This is a genomic window from Mycolicibacterium nivoides (assembly GCF_003855255.1).
GTDB lineage: Bacteria > Actinomycetota > Actinomycetes > Mycobacteriales > Mycobacteriaceae > Mycobacterium > Mycobacterium nivoides.
The window spans coordinates 1939313-1960174 of the sequence record NZ_CP034072.1 but is presented as its reverse complement, the minus strand read 5'-3'; the positions used below and the strand labels follow the sequence as shown (position 1 = coordinate 1960174).

Sequence of the window (20862 nt, the reverse complement as noted above, 5' to 3'; positions counted from 1 at the left end):
GATCACCGCGGGTGATCCGCCGTACGCTCACCCGCTGGGGCCGTCACGGGGGCTGGTCTGAGGGATACCGACCCATACCGGTGACGACGCTGATGAAGACTGCGATACTCACCCATTGTGACGTTCAAGCGCATGGCCTCTGCAGCCGCCCTGTTCTCGTCGGTCGGAATCGGACTCAGCCTGGGGATTGCCACCCCGGCGCAGGCTGACCCCGTCATGCTGGGCATCTACACCTACACCCAGGAGGATGGCAGGACCGACACCTGGGGCGTGTGGCCGTCCTGTGTCCCGACGGTCGGGGATTTGCGTGAGCCGCTGGAGCTGGCGGTGGCCTGCCGGCTGCATGTGGAGACCCAGCGCGTCAGCGTCGGTGGTGACGCCAGGCTGGTCGGTGGGCAGTGGACGTATTCGACGAGCGTCAAGGAAGGTTTCCAGTGCGCCGACGGTAGTTGGGCGCCGATCACCGAGACCTACAAGTTCGACGACATCGCGCTGAGGGGTACCCGCAACGTGTCCAACAACGAGGCCTGCGGCGGCACAGTGGCGCCCGCGATCCACACTTTCCCGTTCACGCTGGCCTACAAGGAGCCACTGAAGACCCAGGTGAAGGTGTACCCGCTCGATTGCGAGCCGGGCGGATTGCGGTGGTGCACCTAGGCCCGAAGGAGCAGGGGGGTGCTGCCGCTGATCGACGGCAAGGTCGTCGACATCACGGGGCCGGGCCGTACCGACCGGTTCGGGGTCACCGCCACCGACCTCGGCGCGTCGATCATCGCCCCGAACGGCAAGCTGGTATCGGTCTTCGGCGACACGTTCTCGGGGAGCCGGGTCGGTAAGGGCGACTGGCGCTCGCCGGTGGTGCTGATCGGCACCGGCGACGCCAACCACGAGATCGTCTACGAATCCGCCGGGGGAGCCGACCCTGACTACGCGCGGCAACTGTGGCACTACATCCACGATGACGAAGCATCCGGGTGGCGGCGCGGCGGCATCAGCACCGTGATCCCGTCGGATCTGCTACGGGTGGGCGACTCGCTGTACCTGCACGCGATCGTCAATCATGGCTTCGGCACGGTCATCTGGACCGAGATCTGGCGCTCCGACGACAGCGGGGTGACCTGGACCCATCTGGGTGAAGAGGCGAAATTCCCGGCCGATCTGCACGACGGTCACGCTCAGTGCTGGTCGTGGGACTTCGATGCGCACGACGGCTGGGTGTACGTGGTGGCAACGGGATTTCAGCGTGACAAGGGCATCATCCTGATGCGGGTCCGTCCCGATCAGATCGGCCGACGGTCGCAATACGCGAGCTGGGGTTTCACCAACGGACGCTGGGAGTGGGGGCGGCAGGCCACGCCAATCACCCCACCGGACGAGCATTGGGGTGAACTGACGTTCCGCCGCACCGGACCCGGAAGATGGGTCCTGGGCGGATTCCTGGCGTCCTCATACGCATTGGGCTACCGGGTGGTGTCCTCCCCGGTGGCGAACATGTACACCACCCCGATCCAGACGCCCATCGTCGGGTCGTCGTGGGAGGCCGAGGACCACGCCGGCAGCAAGGTCGCCCAGCTCTACGGCGGCTACCTCTTGCCGGGCTCGCGCTTCGGCATCACCGGTGGCGTCGGGCTAGTGGTCTCGCAATGGCGCACAGACACCGGATGGCCCTACCGGGCAATGCAATTCAAAGCCGGGCTGAAGGACACCTCCAAGGCGCAGAGCCGGCCCGACCGCATCAACCTGTGACCCTCAGGCGGTGAATCCGCCGTCGACGTTCCAGTTCGCCCCGGTGACGTACCCCGACTCCGGGCCAGCCAGGAAGCTCACCACGGCGGCGATGTCGCTGGTGTGCCCGTAACGGCCCAAGGCAGTGGTTTGCCTTACGGCATCGGCGAATTCGCCTTCGTCGGGGTTCATATCGGTGGCGATGGGACCTGGTTGCACGTTGTTGACGGTGATGCCGCGGGGTCCCAGTTCGCGGGCCAGGCCGCGAGTCAGGGAAGAGACTGCCCCCTTGGTCATCGCGTAGACCGCGGTTCCACCGGTCGGAACTCGGTCGGCGTTGATGCTGCCGATGTTGATGATCCGTGATCCATCACCGAGGTGGCTCACCGCAGCGCGGATCGCCGAGTACACCCCACCGATGTTGATCGCGACCACGCGATCGAACTCCTCCTGCGGGAATTCGTCGATCGGTGCCAGGTAGGCGGTTCCGGCGTTGTTGACCAACACGTCCAAGCCGCCGAGGGCGGACACCGCCTGCTCGACGGCGTTGGCTACTTGCACCGGGTCGGCGCTGTCGGCCTGGATCGCCACCGCCTTCGCCCCATCGGCAGTCAGTTCCGCGACCAGCTTGTCAGCCTCAGCGGCAGAGGACCCGTATGTGAACGCCACCGCGGCGCCGTCGGCCGCCAACCGTCGAACGATGCCCGCGCCGATACCGCGCGATCCTCCGGTCACCAGTGCGCGCCGCCCGGCCAGGGTTGCAGATGTCATTTGGTTTCCTTCCACGCATTCAAGGCTTTTCCGGTCTGATCGACCGCGGGCCACGCTTGGTAAAGGGCCGTGTTCGAGCGGAGATTCCCGGTGTGACCGGCCTCACTCTGTGCCAAGGTGTTCGGATGGTCAAGCGCGTAGTGGTTTGGGGTACCGGTTTCGTCGGACAGATGGTGATCGCCGAGATCATCAAGCATCCGTTGTTCGAACTCGTCGGGGTGGGGGTCAGCAATCCGGAGAAGGTCGGCCGCGACGTCGGCGAGATCTGCGGCCTCGGTGCCGCCGTCGGTGTCCGGGCCACCGACGACATCGAGGCGCTCATCGCGCTGAAGCCCGACGCCTTGGTGCACTACGGGCCGACGGCCGCCCACGCCGACGTCAACATCGACGTGATCACCCGTTTCCTACGGGCCGGTATCGATGTCTGCTCTACCGCGATGACGCCGTGGGTCTGGCCCAAGATGCACCTCAACCCGCCGGCCTGGATCGATCCGATCACCGAGGCCTGCGAGGCGGGAGGGACGTCGTGTTTCACCACCGGAATCGACCCGGGCTTCGCCAACGACCTGTTCCCGATGACCTTGATGGGCCTGTGCGCGGAGGTGCGCCGCGTGCGGGCCTCGGAACTGCTGGACTACACCAACTACACCGGCGACTACGAATTCGAGATGGGTATCGGTAAACCGCCCGAGCACCGTGCCCTGCTCGAAACTCCGGACATTCTCATCTTCGCCTGGGGTGCAACGGTTCCGATGATCGCCCACGCGGCGGGCATCGAGCTCGACGAGATCACCACCACGTGGGACAAGTGGATCACCCCCGACGAACGCAAATCGGCCAAGGGCATCATCCCGGCCGGCAACGTCGCCGCCGTCCGCTTCACGATCAACGGCGTGTACCGCGGCGAGACCCGGATCCAGCTCGAGCACGTCAACCGGATTGGTCTGGACGCCGCGCCGGACTGGCCGTCCGGAAACGACAACGACGTGTACCGCGTCGACATCGAGGGCACCCCGAGCATCTCTCAGGAGACCGCGTTCCGGTTCACCGACGGTTCCGGTCGCGATGCGGCCGCCGCGGGCTGCCTGGCCACCGGATTGCGCGCGCTCAACGCCGTGCCCGCGGTCAACGAACATTCGCCAGGATGGGTGACGGCACTCGATCTACCTCTGATTCCAGGTTTCGGCACCATTCGCTAGGTAACGCCAGCCCCGTCAATCGAGATGGACTACCGGATAGGGTTCTTCTCGAAACGGGGTGACATGGCTGACGGGATCGGGTTGTCGATTGGATCGACGAACCTCACAGCGGTAGTGGTGGGCCGCACCGCGTTGACACGGTCGCCGGTGCTGACGCTCTTCCCGCACCGGCCCGCCGAAGTGGGTGTACCCAGCGAGAACCCGAACCTGAACGAGCGCGGTCTGATCCTCACCGACTTCGTCGAGCGGGTGGGGGACCCCGTCGGGATGCTGGCCCCTGACGGCTCGTCGCACCGGGGCGAGACCGTTCTGGCCGACGCCCTGGCGGCGCTGCTGCGCACGCTGACCGGGGGACGCCCGCCGGTTGATCCGATCGCCGTCACCCATCCCGCGCATTGGCGGCCCAACCAGGTCGAGGCGTTGCGCGCCGAACTGGCCGCCGTCGGCGGCTTCGGTGATCCGGTCCTGGTGCCCGACGCGAAGGCAGCGCTGGTTGCGCTGCAGGACAACCCCGGGGTGCCCACGCGCGGTGTGATCGCCGTGTGCGACTTCGGGGGCAGCGGCACCAGCATCACCCTCGCCGACGCGGACAACGGGTATCAGCCGATCGCGCCGACGATGCGGCACCCCGACCTGTCCGGTGACCTGATGGACCAGGGGCTGCTCACCCATGTGGTCAACGACCTGTCCGCGGCCGGAACGATCGACCTGGCCAGCACCTCGGCCATCGGTTCCCTGGGCCGCCTGCGCGCTGAGTGCCGGCGCGCCAAGGAGCGCCTGTCCACCGAGTCCGTCACGGCCCTGGTCGCCGAATTGCCCGGGCATCGCAGCGATGTCCGGCTGAACCGCAACGAACTCGACGACGTGATCGCCGAACCGCTGCGCGAATTTGTGTCGGTGCTGCACGGTGCGGTGGAACGTGCCGGCCTGCGCCCCGGTGAGCTCGTGGCGGTGGCCACCACCGGCGGCGGGGCCAGGATCCCGGCGATCACCACATCGCTGTCCGAGCACCTGCGCGTGCCGGTGATCACCGCGCCGCAGCCAGAGCTCACCCCGGCCATCGGCGGTGGCCTGATCGCGGTCCGCGGCACCACCGATGACGGCATGACCGCGATGGCGCCTGCCTCAGCCGGGCCCCCGCCGACCGCTGCGGCGGCGTTGGTGGCGCCCGAGCCTCCGGCCGCGCCTCAGGCGCTGGCCTGGTCCGATGCCCAGAACGTTCCCGATGTCGCACCGGTCGATGACTACAGCCCCGAGGGGTACGGCGACGATTACGGCACCGACTTCGACACCGGATTCGAACCAGCGGGCGGGCGCACCACGGCGCGTCCCCAGCTCGAGTTCGGCGAGCGTGAGCTGACCGAACGCGACGAGATCGCGGCGCTGCCCTGGTACCGCCGGCCCCCGGTGATCCTGGGTGCCGGAGCCGCGGCGGTACTGGTGGCCGTCGTGGCGGTGTTGATCACCATCACCGGCAGCGATGAGCCCACCCGTCCGGCGTCCAACACCAAGGCGGTCCCGTCGACGACCGCGGCCCCGGACGAGAGCGCACCTGCCGCGCCGGTCGACGAACCCGCGACCGTCGACGCACCGCAGACCGTCACGCATGAGGCTCCGGCCCCGCACACCGTGACGCAGACCGTGGAGCAACCGGCCCCAGCGGCTCCGCCGGTGACCGAGAACCCGCCGCCTGCCGAGACGCCGACGCCGACCACGACGACCGAAGCTCCGGCGACGACCACTCAGGCGCCGACGACCACTCAGGCGCCGTGGAGCCCCGCCGCCCCGTACCCGACGATCCCAGGCCTGCCGTGGGTTCCGGCGCCTGGTGGCGGTCACACCGGGGGTTGACGCTTTCAGTTTCGATGGTCACCGGGGAGCCGACTCGGTGCTGCCGTTGCACGGTGAGCTCCACAGCCCTCGATCAGCTTGTCTCGCTTCGTCTTTGGCTGCAGGACCGGCTGTTGACAACCGATCACCCGTGACGGGTGGCCCCTGCCGTACCTAGTGATGGATACAGGGGCATCGATCGCGCCTTACAACCACCTCGAGCTCGGGCAACCGATACTGAGCGAACAGGCCATCGACCCGTGAGTTGCGCTCCACGCTACTGGCTTTCAGGTGGGGAGCAGTCCTTCCACTGACCGTTTTCGCGAACGAGTTGGTCGTGAGAGATCTGGGTCTGGGCAGGTTGGGTGAACGCTTTGCGTGTGGTGGTGGAGTCCGCAGTGGCTGTGTCACCGTTGATGACGATGTTGTCGACCTTATCGACGGTGATCGAGCTGCCTTCCTTCATTACCTGCCGCATCGCGGCGGAGTAGGCATTGGTGTCATTGGCAACGAGGGCCTGGGCGACCTGGCGGACTGCGGGTTCGGAAGCGGGACTGAACTTCGGGGCGAGATTGACTGTGAGCTGATCGACACCGGTGGCCTTGAGCTGTTCTGGCGACCCGAATGCACTGATCGGGGGCGCAGCGTTGTCGAAAACGTGCAGCGCCTTCTCGCGAAACTTCGCACATGTCAGATTCGCGGCTTGTTGCCCATCCCAGGATCCAAAGACCGAGCTCATTTGCGCATACAGTCCACGTATTTGCTGCTCATCGGTTTCCGGCGCAGACACGGTTGCTGTACTGGGTGGCAGGGCTGCTTGTTGCGGAGTTGACGCTGCGGGGATCGATTGCTCGTTGCTGGCGGCCTCGCTGCCGCACGCGGCGGCGATCGGCGTGATACAAGCCAGAACAGCGGACACTACCCAGGTCGTACGAGTTTTCATGCTTTGTCCCCGAATCTCGAACTCAAGTCTCCTCCAAGCCGCACGAGCGGCTTGGTTTGTTTGCTAACAGGTGGAAGGGTAGTGGATCATGGTTTGCTGAGCAACGTTACCCGGCCAGCTTCGGACCCCGTCGCGCGAAGCTGTCGGCGGGCCGCGTTCGAGTCCGGGTGTGACAATCGCAATCCACCACCGTTGCGGTGATACGTGGCTGTGCGGAGAACACCCGACCACAGGTCCACCGGCTTTCGCGGAAACGGGGTTGTGCTGTGGAGCAACATGTCCGGGCTGAAAGAACACGAAGGGACATCTCTGACTCCGGCGGGAGGAATAAGGCGCGCACCAACCAGGTTCGTGGAGGCGTGCCAGTCGTCCACGAAAGCAATTCGACCCCAACGGCGGTGACCTCTTCGCGCAACGCGACAGTGGCTACGTCGGACCGTTCACCGAATCTCGGTATTCAGCCGTCGGCGGGATCTGAGCGTCCCAGCCCGGCAAGCAAGCGGGGCCATAGGTGAAAATCGGTGAACTCAGGATTCTGCCCGTTCACGACGGCATCGGGGTCGAAGTCGCGGCCGAGATCCTCAGTCGCCCGGACGTCGCTGATGCATGGGCGTGTCACCCTGATGAAGTCGGGTCAGATGGGACCCTGGAGCTTCCATTGGGTGGGTTCTGTATCACGACCGGCGATCAGGTGGTCCTTGTCGACGCAGGGGTAGGTGCGTACGACGACGGGAAGTATGTCGGCGGCGGACTGCTGGACAGTCTGCATGATCGCGGAATAGCGCCGGACGATGTCACCGACGTCGTCTTCACTCATCTACACTTTGATCATGTCGGCTGGGCGAGTCATCGGGGTGAGATCGTTTTCCCCAGAGCGACTTTCAGAGTACATCGTGCCGACTGGGAGTATTTCGTAACCGGTCCGGATGCGACCGACGCCGCTATCGAGAAGCTCACCCCGATTGAATCGCAACTGGAGTTGTTCGATACCGATTTCACCGTGGCACCCGGGATCGACGCAATCCATACGCCTGGACACACACCCGGTTCGGTGATGTACGTAGTGTCGTCACGGGGCGAGCGGGCGCTGCTTCTCGGCGACATCGCGCACTCTGTCGTCCAGTTCAGCGAGAGGGACTGGCAGGTGATCTGGGATCTCGACCCGTCAGCGGCGTCAGCCGCACGGAACCGAATCGCCGACGAGGCGGCCGACACAGGTGATTTCCTTGTCGCCGCGCACTTCCCCGGCATGCGGTTCGGGCGCGTGATCAAGGCGGGTGGCCAGCGTCGGTTCGTGGCAGTCTGAGCCCCCGAATGCACCGCGACCAACCGAAACTTGTTGCCCGAATCACGGCAAGTATTGCATCAGTCTTTTTGAGTAGCGAAGTAGGCGTGATGTCGACGGGTAGTTCAACCAGCCCGTTCGAGGTGTGGTTGGGGGATGCCGGATAGGATCCTGAGCATCAGATCCTGCAGACCGGGGCGACACACAAACTCTCGGCCGGAAGCGCGCAGACAACCAAAAACCGCCTGTCGCCCAGGCTAAATCACCTCGCTGCGATCGCGATGGACTCCAGCGCCTCTACTGCCTCGGGCGCGTAGTTGATCGTTGTGTCGAGAGTGGCCGCGGTGCGTAAGGCTGTGGCCAACGCCGCGGAGGCGAGTTCGACCAGGGCATCGACGTCTACATCGCGATGGGTGATGCGGTCGATCATCATCTCGTCGAGCAAGCCGATCCATCCGTGCATGGCGGTGCGCAGGGTGGGCGCGATGGGATCGACGACACCCAGTGCCAACAGAATTCGTTGGGCGCCCAGCCAACGGAGATGCTCGATCGCCGCCTGGTGTTCAGCATCGGCCCCGAGCGTGCCGCGCAGTAACGCGACAAAACTGTCGGAGTGCGAATCGATGTGGGTGATGTGGCCGCGCAGCGCATATCGTAATTGGTCGGCCAGCGGCGCATCCGGGGGTGCCGGGGCCGTCTGCGCAGCGGCGATCTGCGCCGCGATCTCGTTCATCACCGCCAGGTACAGGCCACGCTTGTTGACGAAGTGGTGTGCGATCAATCCGTAGGCCACGCCGGCGTCCTTGGCGACCTGCGCGGTGGTGACCTGGTCGTACGGCCTTGTCGCGAATAGTTTTCGGGCCGTGTCGACGATGAGCTGACGCCGGTCGACCGGCTTGGTTCGAGTGCTCATCGGTTCGGCCCGGCCAGTGCGCTGTGAGTATCGATCCGTCGGCCACCCAGTGCGGCGACCAGTCGTCCCAGCGCCGGAATCTCCAGGGGAAGCAGCGAATAGCGAGGGTGGACAACGCGTCTCGCACCGCGGTCGAGTGCGCGGACGATGGCTGACGCGGTGGAGGCAGGTGTGACCGGTGGAAATGTCGGTGGCGGCGTGGTCTTCCACGGCAGCTCGTCGATATCGCGCAGTGCGGTATCGGTGGCGCCGGGCACCACCTCCAACACCCGGATGCCGGTGCCGGCCAGCTCGAGCCGCAGCGATCTCGTGGCCTGCGCCAGTGCGGCTTTGGAAGCGGCGTAGTAGCCGAGCAAGGGCAGCGGCACCGCCTGCACGGTGGAGGTGACGTTGACGATGACGCCGGTCTCCGCGGCACGCATCGCGGGCAGCACTGCTGCGATGAGGGCGAGAGGGGACCAGAGGTTGACTTCGAACACCTGCCGGGCGGCTGACGAGTCGGACACGACCGTTTGAGCCCCAGTCAGGTTGTTGCCGGCGTTGTTGATGGCGATGTCGACCCCGCCGAGGGTCTCCAGGGCCTGGTGGCCCAGTTCGGCCGCCGAACCCGGTTCGGCCAGATCAACGGGGAATACTGTGGGGCGCGGTGTCCCCTCGTTGGCTATCTCGTCGGCGAGGGCGTGCAGCAGGTCTACACGGCGCGCCGCCAGTGCGAGCACTGCTCCCCGGCGGGCGAGGGCCAGGGCCAACTCGCGGCCGATCCCGCTCGATGCCCCGGTGAGCACCACCTTCTTGCTGGACAGGTCCATTTCCCGGTCTCGCATGCGTGGCTCCGCTCCGTGCGTTGTGGCCAGGTCAACAGTGACAGACTGACTGATAATCAGTCAACTATCGATGGGAGCCGGTACTGGCATCACGGCCTGCGGCCGATCAATATGGACGGGTGCACAACGGCTGGCAGAAACATGACCACAGCTTCGAAATCACCAGGCCCGTGATGGCCAGGCGCGCATGAGCACCGGCGCCGAAGTGGTGGTGAATCGTCTGCTCGCCGAGGGCGTCGACGTGTGCTTCGCCAACCCGGGCACCTCGGAGATGCACTTCGTCGCCGCGCTGGATTCCGCTCCGGACATGCGCCCGGTGCTGTGCCTGTTCGAAGGCGTCGCCACCGGAGCCGCCGACGGGTACGCCCGCATCGCCGGTAGGCCCGCGGCGACACTGCTGCACCTCGGACCCGGTATGGCCAACGGCCTGGCCAACCTGCACAACGCCCGGCGGGCGTTCAGCCCCGTGGTCAATGTCGTCGGCGACCATGCGACCTACCACCAGCCCCTGGACGCGCCACTGGAATCCGACATCGATGCGCTCGGGTACTGGACGCACGGCTCGGTGCACCGACCGGAATCGGCCGCCGATCTCGACGCGGCAGTCCACAGCGCCGTGCAGAGCGCGACCGGCGCGCCCGGACGGGTCGCCACGGTGATTCTGCCCGCCGACTACTCCTGGGGCAGCGCACCGCAGAACCCGTTGCCGCACAAAGCGCCTCCCCATGAGACGGCCTCCGGCGATGACATCGATGTGGCCGGCGCCGCTGAACTGCTTCGCGCACAGGGGGAGCGGGTGGTGGTGTTGCTCGGCGGCGCGGCCACCGGCGCCGACGGGTTACAGGCGGCGGCACGCATCCACTCGGCCACCGGGGCGCGTGTCCTGGTGGAAACCTTCCCGGCCCGGCTGACCCGCGGGCAGGGGGTGCCCGCCATCGAACGCCTCGGCTACCTGGCCGAACAGGCCACTCAACAGCTCTCCGGGGCAACGTATCTGGTGCTCGTCGGCGCGAAATCGCCCGTGTCGTTCTTCGCCTATCCGGGCAAGCCGAGCGTGCTGGTACCCGACGGAGCCGAAGTCCGATCCCTGGCCGTCGACGGCCTGGCCGGCCTCGCAGACGAATTGGGCGGGGTCGTGCCGACAGCACCGCAACCCGATCCGGCCGCCCTGCCGACGGGGCCGCTCAATCCGCAGAACCTGGCACAGGTGATCGGCACGCTGCTGCCCGAGAACGCCATCATCTCCGATGAGGCCAACACGAGCGGGATGTTCCTGCCGGCCGCCACCGCAGGTGCGGCGGTGCACGATGTCCTCACCCTGACCGGTGGCGCGATCGGACAGGGCCTGCCGGTGGCAGTGGGAGCCGCGATCGCCGCGCCGCACCGCCCGGTTATCGCCCTACAGTCAGACGGCAGTGCCGCATACACCATTTCGGCACTGTGGACGATGGCCCGTGAACAACTCGACGTCACCGTGGTGATCCTCAACAACCACGCCTACGCGATCTTGCAGCTTGAGTTGCTGCGGGTGGGCACCCACGCCGATGGGGAACGGTCGCGCTCCCTGCTCGATCTGAGTCGGCCCGACATCGACTTCGCCTCGATCGCACAGGGATTCGGGGTTCCGGCCACCCGGGCCGGCACCGCGGAGGAACTTGCCGAGCAATTCCGCGCGGCGCTGGCCGAGCCTGGGCCGCACCTGATCGATGCCGCACTGCCGACGTGGTCACCCGGGTGACCGGCGGCCGGGCCGATCACTACTTCGGGCGGCGCTTCTCCAGCACCACCGCCGCGATCGGTATCCGCATCTCCTCGGGCTCAGAGGACAGCCGGGCCGCGATGCCGGCATGCAACCGGTCGTAGAACGCCGGTAACCGGTCGGGGGCGCCGATGGCCGCGCCCAGGTCGGCGAACGCCGTGAACCGGCAGAAATCGGCCCAGCGGGTGCCGAAAGCGTGTGCGTCGCGGTCAGAGCGGTAGGCGTTGAAGATTCGGTCCTCGGCGTCGAACACCTCCACATGCTGGACCTCCAGCCGCTCGAACCGGCCCGACGGGGCGAACGGTGCGGCGAAATCGGCGGCACGCCGCCCAGCGATCGGCAGCGACATCCGGGCGACCTCGTCGGCACTGACCACACCATCGGTGACCAGTTCCGCCAGCGTGCTGGCCACGGACCCGAACAGCGGTCGATAACCGAAGTCACCGTCGTCGTCCAGCGCGGTCGTCAGCACCACCAGGCGGCCACCCGGGTACAGCTCGCGGCCGCGAAAAGCGATGAACTCGTGCCAATCGTGAGCCGCCTGCCTGGCATAGGCGGTGCGCACCCGGTCATCGCGGCTGCACGCCGCGACGACGTGGTCGGTGACCGGCATCGGCACCCGGCCCAAGCGTACGACCGCCCAGGCCGACCAACCCAGGTGCACGCTGTTCGACGGCAGGATCTGGCTGTAGAACGACCGGCCGATCGCCGAACTGAACGTGGCCGAATCCTTGTGCAGATAGGACTCCGGATCTTCTTCGAGGATCCGGAACATCGTGGAGAAGTCGTTGTCGGCGACATCGGTGTGTGTCACCAGGACCGAGTGTTCGGGACGGGTGCGGCCGCGAACGGCCGTGATCGCGGCATTGATCGGCTGCATCGAATTCTGTGCGGTACCCGCCCCGTAATCGGCGATGACGATGGGCAGTGGCGGGTCCGGGATCGGTACGGTGCGCGCCGCCAGCTCCAGAAGCTTGATCGCCGAACTGATTCCGGCGGTATGGGGGCGGGGCGTCGTCCGGCGTGGTGCGGGCATGGCTAGTTGCGCCGCCGCCGGCGCAGCAGCAGTCCGATGAGAAGACCCATGACGAAGATGATGACCAAGATGAACCACATCGGCGACTCGACGGTCACCCAGAGCACGTGCACGCCCACCCGATCACGGTTCTGGGCGACGAAGATCGCCGCGAGGGTGACCAGGATCAGGGCCACCCAATAGCGCAGCGCGAACCGCCGGACCGGGCCGGTGGTCGCGGGGGCGTCGGTCTCGTCGCGAGGCATACCCCGACGGTAGCTCGTGAGTCGTCGGCCATGACAAACTTCGGCTATGAACAGCCGTCGGTCTGCACCGCGCGTCGCGATCGTGACATCGATCTGCACCCTCGTCATCGGCGCTGTCGGCCTGTTCGTGATGGTGTTCCTCAACGCGTTCGTCCTGGACGAGTACGACGCCTACGGCGAGGTACCCATCCCTGGCAGCGCCGGCCTGGAGTTGCCACAGGGCGAGGTGACCGTCAGCCTCCACACCATGGTCACCGGATCGGGAAGCGGGCTGCCGGTGCCGCCGCTGCGGTTGCACGTGTCCGCGCCCGACGGCGCCGCCGATCCGGTGCTGACCGAAAGCATCGGCGGGACAACCACAGTGAACAACGACGCCCGGGTGCGGGTGTGGGTCATGCAGGTGTCCACCGCGGGTGTCTACGAGATGAGCGTCGACGGCCAGGTCCAGGGCTACATCAATCCGCGGCTGGCCTTCGGGCACGGCAGCCAATACGGCTGGCTGCTCTGGCTGTTCGGCGGACTGACCGCACTGGGCGTGCTGGGACTGATCGCCGGAGTGACGTGGTCGGCGCGGGAGGGCAAGCGCGCCCGCCCCATTTCAGCCGTGGGGCTGGGGCCGATACCGCCACAACCAGCGGTGCCCGGCGGTTACCAGCCCACTAGCTACCAGCCCACCGACCAGGCGGTCAGGCTCGAACAGCTCAAAACGATTGCTGCCCTGCGTGATACCGGGGCACTGACCGAGGCGGAGTTCGAGGCGGAGAAGCGCCGCATCCTGGAGAACTGAGGAAGCCGCAGCCCGCTACGCCGCCTGGGTTGCCCAGTCGGACCGTCGGAAGGACCCGGCCGGGACGAATCTCTCCAACAGGGCGTCGGCGGGCTCGCCGGCGAATTCGGTGATCAGCTGTTTGGCCGCCGCTAGTGAGGTGAGTGATTCGACCGGTCGTGGATCATCCAGCAGGCCAAACAGTTTCGAGGCGAACCGGGGGCTGCCCTGCGCCGCCGCGAAGAACAGGTTGCCGTACTCGGCCAGCTCGGGATCGGACAGGAACAACCGGGTCACCAGCTGCGCGGACCGAGCCCGGTGGTCATAGAAGTCCTCGAATGCGCCGCGCAGCCAGGCCTCGTCGAACCGGCCGTCGTGTGCGGCGGCCCTGCGGACGAAGGCGGCGGCGTGGACCAGCCCGCCCTGGGCGCCCTGGCCGGCGATCGGGTCGAACGACACCGCGGTATCGCCCAGCGCGGCCACGGGATGACCGCTCGCGGTGCGGCCCACCCCGGACCGGACCACCTGGGTGACGGCGCCCTTCAGCCAGGAGTGCGGATCGTCCTCCAGAATCCGGAGCGCACCCACCTCCGGCAGGTCCCAGTCGATGTAGTCGCGGTGCAGCGCGGTGACGACGTCGAGTGCGGACTGCGCGCTGTCGGCACCGGCGAAACGGCGTTCCCAATCGCTGCCGGGGCGGGCCCAGCCCAGGAATGTCCACGTCGGCCCGGCATCCTTGTGCAGGTAGCCACCCCACCAGGACTCACCCTGATCGGTGACCACGGTGAATGCGTTGTGGCGCCCGCCCGCACCGCCGCGATGGGCGAAAACATCGGGACCGTACGGCAACCCGGCCAAGGTGACGGTCAGCAGACTGCGCTGGGGACGGTCGTAGGCGGAGCGCGCGGCGTCGACCGGGAACAGGCTGGACAACCCGCCGCGGCCCGTGGCCACCAGCGTCAGATCGACACCCGCGGCGATGGCGTCCAGCCGGGCCGGGTCGACGGCCTCGACCACGAACCGGCCGCCCCGCTGCAAGAACAGTGTCAGCCGGTCGTCGGCCTTGAGGCGGGTGTCCACCGCAACCCCGACGAACCCGTCGAAGTCGGCGTCGAACGCGATCTCCTCCGCACGGTCCGGACCGGAGCCGTCGAGCACCCGCACGCTCTGGCCGGTCGAGGTCGGCGCGGTGGCCAGGTAGGTGTTGAGGCCCAGGGACTCCTCGGCCCGCTGCGCCTCGCCGAAGATCAGCGCGGTACCCGTGGCCGGAACGTCGTCGCGCAGGCTGCGCTGGTCCCGGTCGCTGTAGAGGGTGACGTCAAACCCGTTGTCCAACAGCCCGAGAGCCGCGGTCACCCCGGTCTGGCCGGCGCCGATCACCGCCGCGGTACGCCCATCCGAACTCGTCATGGCTGCCACTATGGGCGCCCGGTGACCTCGCGTTAAGGAACTTGCTCAGCGTGATCGCAATGCCCTCAGGCTGCCGCGGCCCCGATCATGGAGAACAACGGGTCGGTGGGACCGATGTCGAGGGTGCATTCGTGGGTCCGAGGATCCGGCACGAAGGCCCAGAACATCGCGCCCGCGGTGCCCATCGTGCGCATCTGGGCGATGGCATCACCGAGGAATTTCCGCCGCTGTTCCAGCGAATCGCAGGAACCGGCCTCCATCCCGATCTCGGCGACAAACAACGGCTTGCCCACAGAACGTGTCTGCGCGACGCGGCGCTGTAGGCCGTCGTACACGTCTCCGGGCAGATAGTCGGTCTCCTCGTAGAAGTGGTACTCAAGCACATCCACACCGGGGGACGCGGCCACCGTCTCGAACTCGTGTCCCGCCGACCCGCACTGCCCACCGCCTGCGTGACCGCTGAAGATGACGGTGCCAGGGTCCAATTCACGGATCCGGGCGCCGGCGACATCCAGGAACGCGCGCAGCGTCACCGGCGCGGTGGCATGGCAACTGCGCTTGGTCCAATGGCAGGTGTGATCCAGACAGTAGGACGGCTCGGGTTCGCCCACCGCCGTCCAACCGACAAGGGATGGAGAGCCACCCCACCGCTTGACCGCGGTGTCCAGCCACGCGGCGAACGTCATCGGCAGACCGTGTGACACGTCGCTGCGCCAGCCACCCGCGTACCAGTCGTAGTCCTTGAAATAGTCGTTCTCGCAACCGCCGTCGTCACTGGTGAGCACCGCGATCAGGAGCTGCCCGTGTCGTTCGGCCGCCCGGAACACCGCGTCGAGCGAGGTGAAATCGAGCTGCCCGGTGTACTTGTTCACCGCGAAACTGGAATAGGCGTTGAAACGGGTCAGCGAGTGCGGCGGCAGGCTGCCGAAATACGAGTCGAGATCGACCTGTGCACCGCACCCGGCATTGACGGACCAGTTGGTGGCCAGTTGGTAGGCGTTGATACCGATCGGCCACCAGGGCCTGCCATCGAGCGTCAACGACGTCCCTGAGACGCCGAACTTGGGCAGCGCTGCTTGACCGACGGTCGGTGAGGCGGCCGGAGTGGTGAGCGGCGGCATCGGCTCGGGCGTGGATGGCGAACAGGCCGTCGAGACCAGCAGTGCCACACAAAGCGACACCACGGTGCGAACTGGTCTGCCGACCATTGCCCCAGGTTAGCCACTCAGGCGCGGCCGCAAGCGCTAATGCCGGGGCGTGTGCGGCCGCTTCCTCCTCGCCGCGCGTCCCTCGCGGCGCATCGTCAGTGACCGGGCTGGTTGGGTCCCTTCCTCCTCGCCGCTCGTCCCTCGCGGCTCATCGTCAGTGACCGGGCTGGTTGGGTCCCTTCCTCCTCGCCGCTCGTCCCTCGCGGCTCATCGTCAGTGACCGCGCGCAACCCAGTCGTCGTAATGCACGATCTCATCGCCGATGGTGGTGGTGTCACCGTGACCGGTGTAGACCACGGTCTCACCGGGCAGCAGTCCCAGGCGCTTGGAGATGGAATCCAGGATGGTCGGGAAATCCGAGAACGACCGTCCGGTGGCACCCGGGCCGCCCTGGAACAGGGTGTCGCCGGAGATCACCGCGTTCAGTTCGGGGATCGACCAGCAGACCGATCCGGGGGAGTGCCCGGGGGTGTGCAGGGCGTGCAACTCGATGCCGCCGGCGCGCAACACCTGGCCGTCCTCGACGGTTCGGAATTCCTTGTCGGGGTGGACGACTCGCCACAGCATCTCGTCAGCGGGATGCAGCAGCACCGGCGCGTCCAGCGCCTTGCCCAGTTCGGGCGCGACGGTGATGTGGTCGTTGTGGCCGTGGGTGCAGACCACCGCGACGACGTTGCGACCGCCCACGGCCTCGATGATCGGGGCGGCGGTGTGGGCGGCGTCGAACACCACGACGTCGGAGTCATCGCCGACGATCCAGATGTTGTTGTCGACGTCCCAGCTGCCGCCGTCGAGTTCGAAGGTGCCGCTGGTGACGACCCGCTGGATGTTGGATGCCGCGGTCATTTGAGGACGACCACCGAACGCAGCACCTCACCGGAGTGCATCTTGTGGAACGCGTCCTCGATCGCGTCCAGGCCGATGCGCTCGGAGACGAACTTCTCCAGCGGCAGCCGACCCTGCAGGTACAGCGAGATCAGGGTGGGGAAGTCGCGCTCGGGCAGGCAGTCGCCGTACCAGGAGGACTTCAATGACCCGCCGCGGGAGAAGAAGTCGACCAACGGCATCTCCAGCTTCATGTCCGGGGTCGGCACACCCACGAGCACCACGGTGCCGGCCAGATCGCGCGCGTAGAACGCCTGCTTCCAGGTCTCGGGGCGACCGACCGCGTCGATGACCACGTCGGCGCCGAACCCGTCGGTCAGGTCCTGGATGGTCTGGACCGCGTCGAGTTCGCGGGCGTTGATGGTGTGGGTGGCGCCGAAGTCGCGCGCCCAATTGAGCTTCTTGTTGTCGGTGTCGACGGCGATGATCTTCTTGGCGCCGACCAGTGCGGCACCGGCGATCGCGGCATCGCCCACACCGCCGCAGCCGATCACCGCAACGGTGTCGTCGCGGGTCACCGCGCCGGTGTTGATGGCTGCGCCGATGCCGGCCATCACACCGCAGCCCAGCAGACCGGCCACCGCCGGGTCCGCCTCCGAATCGACCTTGGTGCACTGCCCTTCGTGCACCAGTGTCTTGTCGGCGAACGCGCCGATGCCCAGCGCCGGGGTCAGCTCGGTGCCGTCGGTCAGCGTCATCTTCTGGGTGGCGTTGTGGGTGTCGAAGCACAGATGCGGGCGACCCCGCTTACAGGCGCGGCACTCCCCGCACACCGCGCGCCAATTCAGGATCACGAAATCGCCGGGCTCGACGTGGGTGACGCCCTCGCCGACCGATTCGACGGTGCCCGCGGCCTCATGGCCCAGCAGGAACGGGTATTCGTCGTTGATCCCACCCTCGCGGTAGGTCAGGTCGGTATGGCACACGCCGCAGGCGATGATGTCGACCACCACCTCACCGGGACCCGGATCAGGAATGACAATGTCGACCAACTCGACGGGCTGCTTCTTGCTCCGGGAGATCACACCACGCACTGTCTGAGGCATGCCTATAACTTAATGCAAACCGGACAGGTGTCCAATTAGTGGTCGGATATCGTCGGCGCCGAATCTCGGTCTGCTCACCCATCTCCGGGATACGGTGAGTTGTGGCCGACGATCGAACCCAATTGCTGGTGGTGGCCCGCACGGCGTATCGCCGAAATGACTGGCGCACCAGCTACGAATCCTTCAGCCTCGTCGACGGGGTGCAGACCCTCGACACCGACGATCTTGCCGTGTACGCCTCGGCGGCCTGGCGCCAGGGGCACGGTCGGGAATCCGTACGGATCAACGAACAGGTGCACACGCGTCTGCTGCGCACCGACCCCGTGCAGGCGGCGATGAAGGCCGCCGAACTCGGCTTGGCGTGGCTGGCCCGCGGCCACCTCGCGCTGGCGCGCAGTTGGGCGCAGCGAGCTCAGGTGCTGCTCGACGGTGTCCCCGAGACCGCTGCACACGGTTACCTGGCCTATCTGCTCGCGGTGACTGCGGCCGACGCCGGAGATCGCGAGCAATTCGGATCTGCGACACGACAACTGGCCGCCATCGCGGAGAACCTGGACGATGCCGCCCTGGTCGCGCTGGCGCGAGCGCTCGCCGGCACAGCTGCCGTCGTCGCCGGCGACCCTGCCGGGTACCAGACTCTCGACCATGTCCTGATGCCGGTGCTCGACGAACCCGTGCCGGTGGAGTGGGCGGCCGATGTGTACCGGCGGGCGTTGAGCCTGGCGCACCGGCAGAACGCGGACGACCGGGTGAGGTCCTGGGCGCAGTCCATGCAGCGGTGGTGTGATGCCACCGAACCGGAATCGACCCAGTCGGCATATCGGGCGGTCTGCGACGTACACCGGCTCTCCGCGGTCACCGACGCCGATCCGCGAGATCTCGTTCGGCAGGTGGTCGGTCTGCGTCGCCTGGTCGCCGACGTGGATGCGGTGGCAGCGGGCATGGTCGAGGAGTTGCTTTCCCGGAGTGTGGGGCGCGCCCGATAGATTTTGCGGGATGAGCGCTTGCGCGAAGAGCGGACGGTCCTGATGGATGCCGACGTTCTCGACATTATCGATACCTGGCCGGTGGACTCGGTGGCCGCTGCGGTGGTCGGCCCATCTGGGGTGCTGGCCAGCCGCGGCGATACGGACAAGTCGTTCACGTTGGCCTCGGTGACCAAACCGCTCGTGGCGCGGGCCGCGCAGATCGCGATCGAAGAAGGCGCGGTCGACCTGGACACCCCGGCCGGCCCGCCCGGTTCGACGATCCGTCACCTGTTGGCGCACGCGTCGGGGGTGGCCATGCGTTCGGCTGAGGTGCTCGCGCAGCCGGGTCAGCGTCGCATCTACTCCAACTACGGATTCGAACTGCTGGCCCGTGCGGTCGAGGACGCCGCCGACATCGAGTTCGGTACCTATCTGACCGAGGCGGTGTTCGAGCCGCTGCAGATGTCGGCGTCCAAGCTGTTGGGCGGGGCGGAGGCGGCCGGGTTCGGCGGCGTGTCGACCGTTGCCGACCTGGCGGTGTTCGCCCGGGAGTTGTTGCGGCCGGCACTGGTGTCTCAGCAACTGCACGACGAGGCCGTGACGGTGCAGTTTCGCGGGCTGGATGGGGTGTTGCCTGGGTTCGGTGTGCAGCGGCCGAATGACTGGGGACTGGGCTTCGAACTTCGCGACGGTAAATCCCCGCACTGGACGGGCTCGGCAAACTCTGCACGCACGTTCGGACATTTCGGTCAGTCGGGGACGTTTCTGTGGGTTGATCCGGCCGCTGACCTGGCCTTGGTGGTGCTCACCGACCGCGACTTCGGGGACTGGACCTACCCGCTGTGGCCGGCGATATCTGATGGAGTGCTGAGAGAAAGCGGGACAGACTAGCGCAACACTGGCCACACAAGGCACAATAGACACGCGCGGCACACACAACTGCATGCTCGATCGGAATACCAGGCCGTTGGGGAAGACGTCCCTCGTATCCGAAGGAGTAGCAGATGCGTGCGTCGAACCAGTTCGCCGACGCGGCGACGGGCGTGGTGTATGTCCATGCCTCACCCGCGGCGGTATGCCCGCATGTTGAGTGGGCGTTGTCGTCGACCCTGTCGGCGCGGGCCAACCTGAAGTGGACCCCGCAACCGGCCATGCCTGGCCAGTTGCGCGCGGTCACCAACTGGGTTGGGCCGGTCGGCACCGGGGCGCAGTTGGCCAATGCCCTGCGTTCCTGGTCCGTGCTGCGCTTCGAGGTGACCGAGGACCCCAGTGCCGGAGTGGACGGGCACCGCTGGTGCCATACCCCTCAGCTCGGTCTGTGGAGCGGTGCCATGAGTGCCAACGGCGATGTGATGGTCGGCGAGATGCGGCTGCGCTCCCTGATGGCCGGCGGCGCCGACATGTTGGCAGCCGAACTCGACACCGTGCTGGGCACCGCGTGGGACGAGTCCCTCGAGCCCTACCGCAACGGCGGTGACGGCGCTGAGGTGTCGTGGTTGAACCGGGGCGTGGGGTAGCTCGTCAGCTACGCGCCCAGAGGCAATAGCCGCTGAGCTTCGTCGTGAACATGTGATCGCTGACCTCAAAGGTCAGTGGTCGACCCGGTTCGGCGCTGAACGTCTCGGGCTCCGACGTCTTGCCGGCGCCCAGGACGTCGACGACCTCGGCGCCACAATGGGCCTCAGCAGTCCGCGGCGTGCCGGTCCAGGTGCCCGCCGCGGCTTCCGGGTTCCGCCGGCCTTGCCCGTGCAGGATCATTTCGGGGCCCGTGGTCAGCCAGCGGTCCGACGACGGATAGGCCTCGGCGAACCGCTGCCAAATGTCGTCCTTACATTGCAGCAGCAGCCGGTTGTTGCCGAGTTGCTTGGGATCGGCGGAAGTCAGCGCCCCGGCAAGACTTTCCGTGCATGACGAGTCAGGTTGAGGAGCCGCGGTTTCGGACGGCCCCTGCGGCACCGGTTCGGGATCGGCGTGTGCGCAGGCGCTGGTGGAGAGTGCGGCGGCCACGGTGAGGGCTGCCGCGGTCGATGCAAACACGCGGTGCATGGA

General features: G+C 66.9%; 21 protein-coding genes. 10 read left to right on the top strand and 11 right to left on the bottom strand.

From position 1 onward, the window contains the following. Window positions 1-132: 132 nt before the first annotated feature. Entirely contained in the window at window positions 133-657 is a 525-nt protein-coding gene (locus EH231_RS09360) for a hypothetical protein (protein WP_164480822.1), read from the top strand. 18 nt (window positions 658-675) lie between these two features. Continuing rightward, window positions 676-1746, top strand: coding sequence for a glycoside hydrolase family 183 protein (locus EH231_RS09355; protein ID WP_124712282.1), 1071 nt, complete (start codon window positions 676-678; stop codon window positions 1744-1746). A gap of 3 nt (window positions 1747-1749) precedes the next feature. Here the strand turns inward: EH231_RS09355 and EH231_RS09350 are convergent, their stop codons facing one another. After that, complete coding sequence (locus EH231_RS09350; protein ID WP_124712281.1) at window positions 1750-2496, bottom strand: 3-oxoacyl-ACP reductase family protein; 747 nt, start codon at window positions 2494-2496, stop codon at window positions 1750-1752. Window positions 2497-2621: 125 nt separating this feature from the next. Here EH231_RS09350 and EH231_RS09345 point away from each other — a divergent pair, with 125 nt between their 5' ends. Continuing rightward, complete coding sequence (locus EH231_RS09345) at window positions 2622-3695, top strand: NAD(P)H-dependent amine dehydrogenase family protein (protein WP_164480821.1); 1074 nt, start codon at window positions 2622-2624, stop codon at window positions 3693-3695. A gap of 63 nt (window positions 3696-3758) precedes the next feature. Further along, window positions 3759-5546 carry an Hsp70 family protein gene (locus tag EH231_RS09340; protein WP_124712280.1) on the top strand — a complete coding sequence of 596 codons (1788 nt, stop codon included), beginning with the start codon at window positions 3759-3761 and terminating at the stop codon, window positions 5544-5546. A gap of 256 nt (window positions 5547-5802) precedes the next feature. Here the strand turns inward: EH231_RS09340 and EH231_RS09335 are convergent, their stop codons facing one another. Beyond that, window positions 5803-6444, bottom strand: a complete 642-nt coding sequence (locus EH231_RS09335; protein WP_124712279.1) for a hypothetical protein — start codon at window positions 6442-6444, stop codon at window positions 5803-5805. Window positions 6445-6979: 535 nt separating this feature from the next. Between EH231_RS09335 and EH231_RS09330 the strand changes: the two genes are divergently transcribed. Continuing rightward, window positions 6980-7774: an MBL fold metallo-hydrolase gene (locus tag EH231_RS09330; RefSeq protein WP_090431402.1), complete on the top strand. Its 795-nt coding sequence runs from the start codon at window positions 6980-6982 to the stop codon at window positions 7772-7774. A 241-nt stretch (window positions 7775-8015) separates the two neighbouring features. On the opposite strand, the gene EH231_RS09325 is transcribed toward EH231_RS09330, so the two are convergent. Both EH231_RS09325 and EH231_RS09320 read right to left on the bottom strand, forming a co-directional pair. After that, window positions 8016-8666, bottom strand: a complete 651-nt coding sequence (locus tag EH231_RS09325; protein WP_090431400.1) for a TetR/AcrR family transcriptional regulator — start codon at window positions 8664-8666, stop codon at window positions 8016-8018. Further along, a complete protein-coding gene (locus EH231_RS09320) occupies window positions 8663-9490 on the bottom strand; it encodes an SDR family NAD(P)-dependent oxidoreductase (protein WP_124712278.1) in 828 nt (275 codons plus the stop codon). The genes EH231_RS09325 and EH231_RS09320 overlap by 4 nt, the downstream gene beginning before the upstream one ends. Before the next feature lie 187 nt (window positions 9491-9677). Between EH231_RS09320 and EH231_RS09315 the strand changes: the two genes are divergently transcribed. After that, the gene (locus EH231_RS09315; RefSeq protein WP_090431396.1) at window positions 9678-11228 is read left to right on the top strand and encodes an acetolactate synthase large subunit; all 1551 of its coding nucleotides are present in this window, start codon (window positions 9678-9680) and stop codon (window positions 11226-11228) included. Between the two features lie 19 nt (window positions 11229-11247). On the opposite strand, the gene EH231_RS09310 is transcribed toward EH231_RS09315, so the two are convergent. Next, complete coding sequence (locus tag EH231_RS09310) at window positions 11248-12285, bottom strand: class I SAM-dependent methyltransferase (RefSeq protein ID WP_090431394.1); 1038 nt, start codon at window positions 12283-12285, stop codon at window positions 11248-11250. Window positions 12286-12287: 2 nt separating this feature from the next. After that, window positions 12288-12530 carry an LPXTG cell wall anchor domain-containing protein gene (locus EH231_RS09305; protein WP_124712277.1) on the bottom strand — a complete coding sequence of 81 codons (243 nt, stop codon included), beginning with the start codon at window positions 12528-12530 and terminating at the stop codon, window positions 12288-12290. 46 nt (window positions 12531-12576) lie between these two features. Between EH231_RS09305 and EH231_RS09300 the strand changes: the two genes are divergently transcribed. Continuing rightward, window positions 12577-13317, top strand: coding sequence for an SHOCT domain-containing protein (locus EH231_RS09300; RefSeq protein ID WP_124712276.1), 741 nt, complete (start codon window positions 12577-12579; stop codon window positions 13315-13317). A gap of 15 nt (window positions 13318-13332) precedes the next feature. Here the strand turns inward: EH231_RS09300 and EH231_RS09295 are convergent, their stop codons facing one another. The 4 genes from EH231_RS09295 to EH231_RS09280 form a co-directional block, all read right to left on the bottom strand. Then, on the bottom strand, window positions 13333-14706 hold the full coding sequence (locus EH231_RS09295; RefSeq protein ID WP_164480820.1) for a styrene monooxygenase/indole monooxygenase family protein: 1374 nt from the start codon (window positions 14704-14706) through the stop codon (window positions 13333-13335). A gap of 65 nt (window positions 14707-14771) precedes the next feature. Beyond that, complete coding sequence (locus tag EH231_RS09290; RefSeq protein ID WP_164480819.1) at window positions 14772-15914, bottom strand: beta-mannosidase; 1143 nt, start codon at window positions 15912-15914, stop codon at window positions 14772-14774. Window positions 15915-16127: 213 nt separating this feature from the next. Further along, entirely contained in the window at window positions 16128-16760 is a 633-nt protein-coding gene (locus EH231_RS09285; RefSeq protein WP_090431388.1) for an MBL fold metallo-hydrolase, read from the bottom strand. Beyond that, a complete protein-coding gene (locus EH231_RS09280; RefSeq protein WP_090431386.1) occupies window positions 16757-17845 on the bottom strand; it encodes an S-(hydroxymethyl)mycothiol dehydrogenase in 1089 nt (362 codons plus the stop codon). The genes EH231_RS09285 and EH231_RS09280 overlap by 4 nt, the downstream gene beginning before the upstream one ends. A gap of 101 nt (window positions 17846-17946) precedes the next feature. Here EH231_RS09280 and EH231_RS09275 point away from each other — a divergent pair, with 101 nt between their 5' ends. The 3 genes from EH231_RS09275 to EH231_RS09265 all read left to right on the top strand — a co-directional run bounded on the left by EH231_RS09275 (window position 17947) and on the right by EH231_RS09265 (window position 20330). Further along, window positions 17947-18831 carry a chemotaxis protein CheY gene (locus EH231_RS09275; protein WP_090431384.1) on the top strand — a complete coding sequence of 295 codons (885 nt, stop codon included), beginning with the start codon at window positions 17947-17949 and terminating at the stop codon, window positions 18829-18831. Between the two features lie 42 nt (window positions 18832-18873). After that, the gene (locus tag EH231_RS09270; protein ID WP_164481178.1) at window positions 18874-19704 is read left to right on the top strand and encodes a serine hydrolase domain-containing protein; all 831 of its coding nucleotides are present in this window, start codon (window positions 18874-18876) and stop codon (window positions 19702-19704) included. A gap of 113 nt (window positions 19705-19817) precedes the next feature. Beyond that, window positions 19818-20330, top strand: a complete 513-nt coding sequence (locus tag EH231_RS09265) for a DUF3145 domain-containing protein (RefSeq protein WP_029108676.1) — start codon at window positions 19818-19820, stop codon at window positions 20328-20330. A 4-nt stretch (window positions 20331-20334) separates the two neighbouring features. On the opposite strand, the gene EH231_RS09260 is transcribed toward EH231_RS09265, so the two are convergent. Continuing rightward, on the bottom strand, window positions 20335-20859 hold the full coding sequence (locus EH231_RS09260; protein ID WP_090431382.1) for a hypothetical protein: 525 nt from the start codon (window positions 20857-20859) through the stop codon (window positions 20335-20337). Between the last annotated feature and the right edge of the window lie 3 nt (window positions 20860-20862).

Coding starts and splice junctions, on each gene's coding strand:
- EH231_RS09360 (WP_164480822.1), top strand. CDS start 133: ATGGCCTCTGCAGCCGCCCTGTTCTCGTCGGTCGGAATCGGACTCAGC.
- EH231_RS09350 (WP_124712281.1), bottom strand. CDS start 2,496: ATGACATCTGCAACCCTGGCCGGGCGGCGCGCACTGGTGACCGGAGGA.
- EH231_RS09345 (WP_164480821.1), top strand. CDS start 2,622: ATGGTCAAGCGCGTAGTGGTTTGGGGTACCGGTTTCGTCGGACAGATG.
- EH231_RS09340 (WP_124712280.1), top strand. CDS start 3,759: ATGGCTGACGGGATCGGGTTGTCGATTGGATCGACGAACCTCACAGCG.
- EH231_RS09325 (WP_090431400.1), bottom strand. CDS start 8,666: ATGAGCACTCGAACCAAGCCGGTCGACCGGCGTCAGCTCATCGTCGAC.
- EH231_RS09320 (WP_124712278.1), bottom strand. CDS start 9,490: ATGCGAGACCGGGAAATGGACCTGTCCAGCAAGAAGGTGGTGCTCACC.
- EH231_RS09315 (WP_090431396.1), top strand. CDS start 9,678: ATGAGCACCGGCGCCGAAGTGGTGGTGAATCGTCTGCTCGCCGAGGGC.
- EH231_RS09310 (WP_090431394.1), bottom strand. CDS start 12,285: ATGCCCGCACCACGCCGGACGACGCCCCGCCCCCATACCGCCGGAATC.
- EH231_RS09305 (WP_124712277.1), bottom strand. CDS start 12,530: ATGCCTCGCGACGAGACCGACGCCCCCGCGACCACCGGCCCGGTCCGG.
- EH231_RS09300 (WP_124712276.1), top strand. CDS start 12,577: ATGAACAGCCGTCGGTCTGCACCGCGCGTCGCGATCGTGACATCGATC.
- EH231_RS09295 (WP_164480820.1), bottom strand. CDS start 14,706: ATGACGAGTTCGGATGGGCGTACCGCGGCGGTGATCGGCGCCGGCCAG.
- EH231_RS09290 (WP_164480819.1), bottom strand. CDS start 15,914: ATGGTCGGCAGACCAGTTCGCACCGTGGTGTCGCTTTGTGTGGCACTG.
- EH231_RS09285 (WP_090431388.1), bottom strand. CDS start 16,760: ATGACCGCGGCATCCAACATCCAGCGGGTCGTCACCAGCGGCACCTTC.
- EH231_RS09280 (WP_090431386.1), bottom strand. CDS start 17,845: ATGCCTCAGACAGTGCGTGGTGTGATCTCCCGGAGCAAGAAGCAGCCC.
- EH231_RS09270 (WP_164481178.1), top strand. CDS start 18,874: ATGGATGCCGACGTTCTCGACATTATCGATACCTGGCCGGTGGACTCG.
- EH231_RS09265 (WP_029108676.1), top strand. CDS start 19,818: ATGCGTGCGTCGAACCAGTTCGCCGACGCGGCGACGGGCGTGGTGTAT.
- EH231_RS09260 (WP_090431382.1), bottom strand. CDS start 20,859: ATGCACCGCGTGTTTGCATCGACCGCGGCAGCCCTCACCGTGGCCGCC.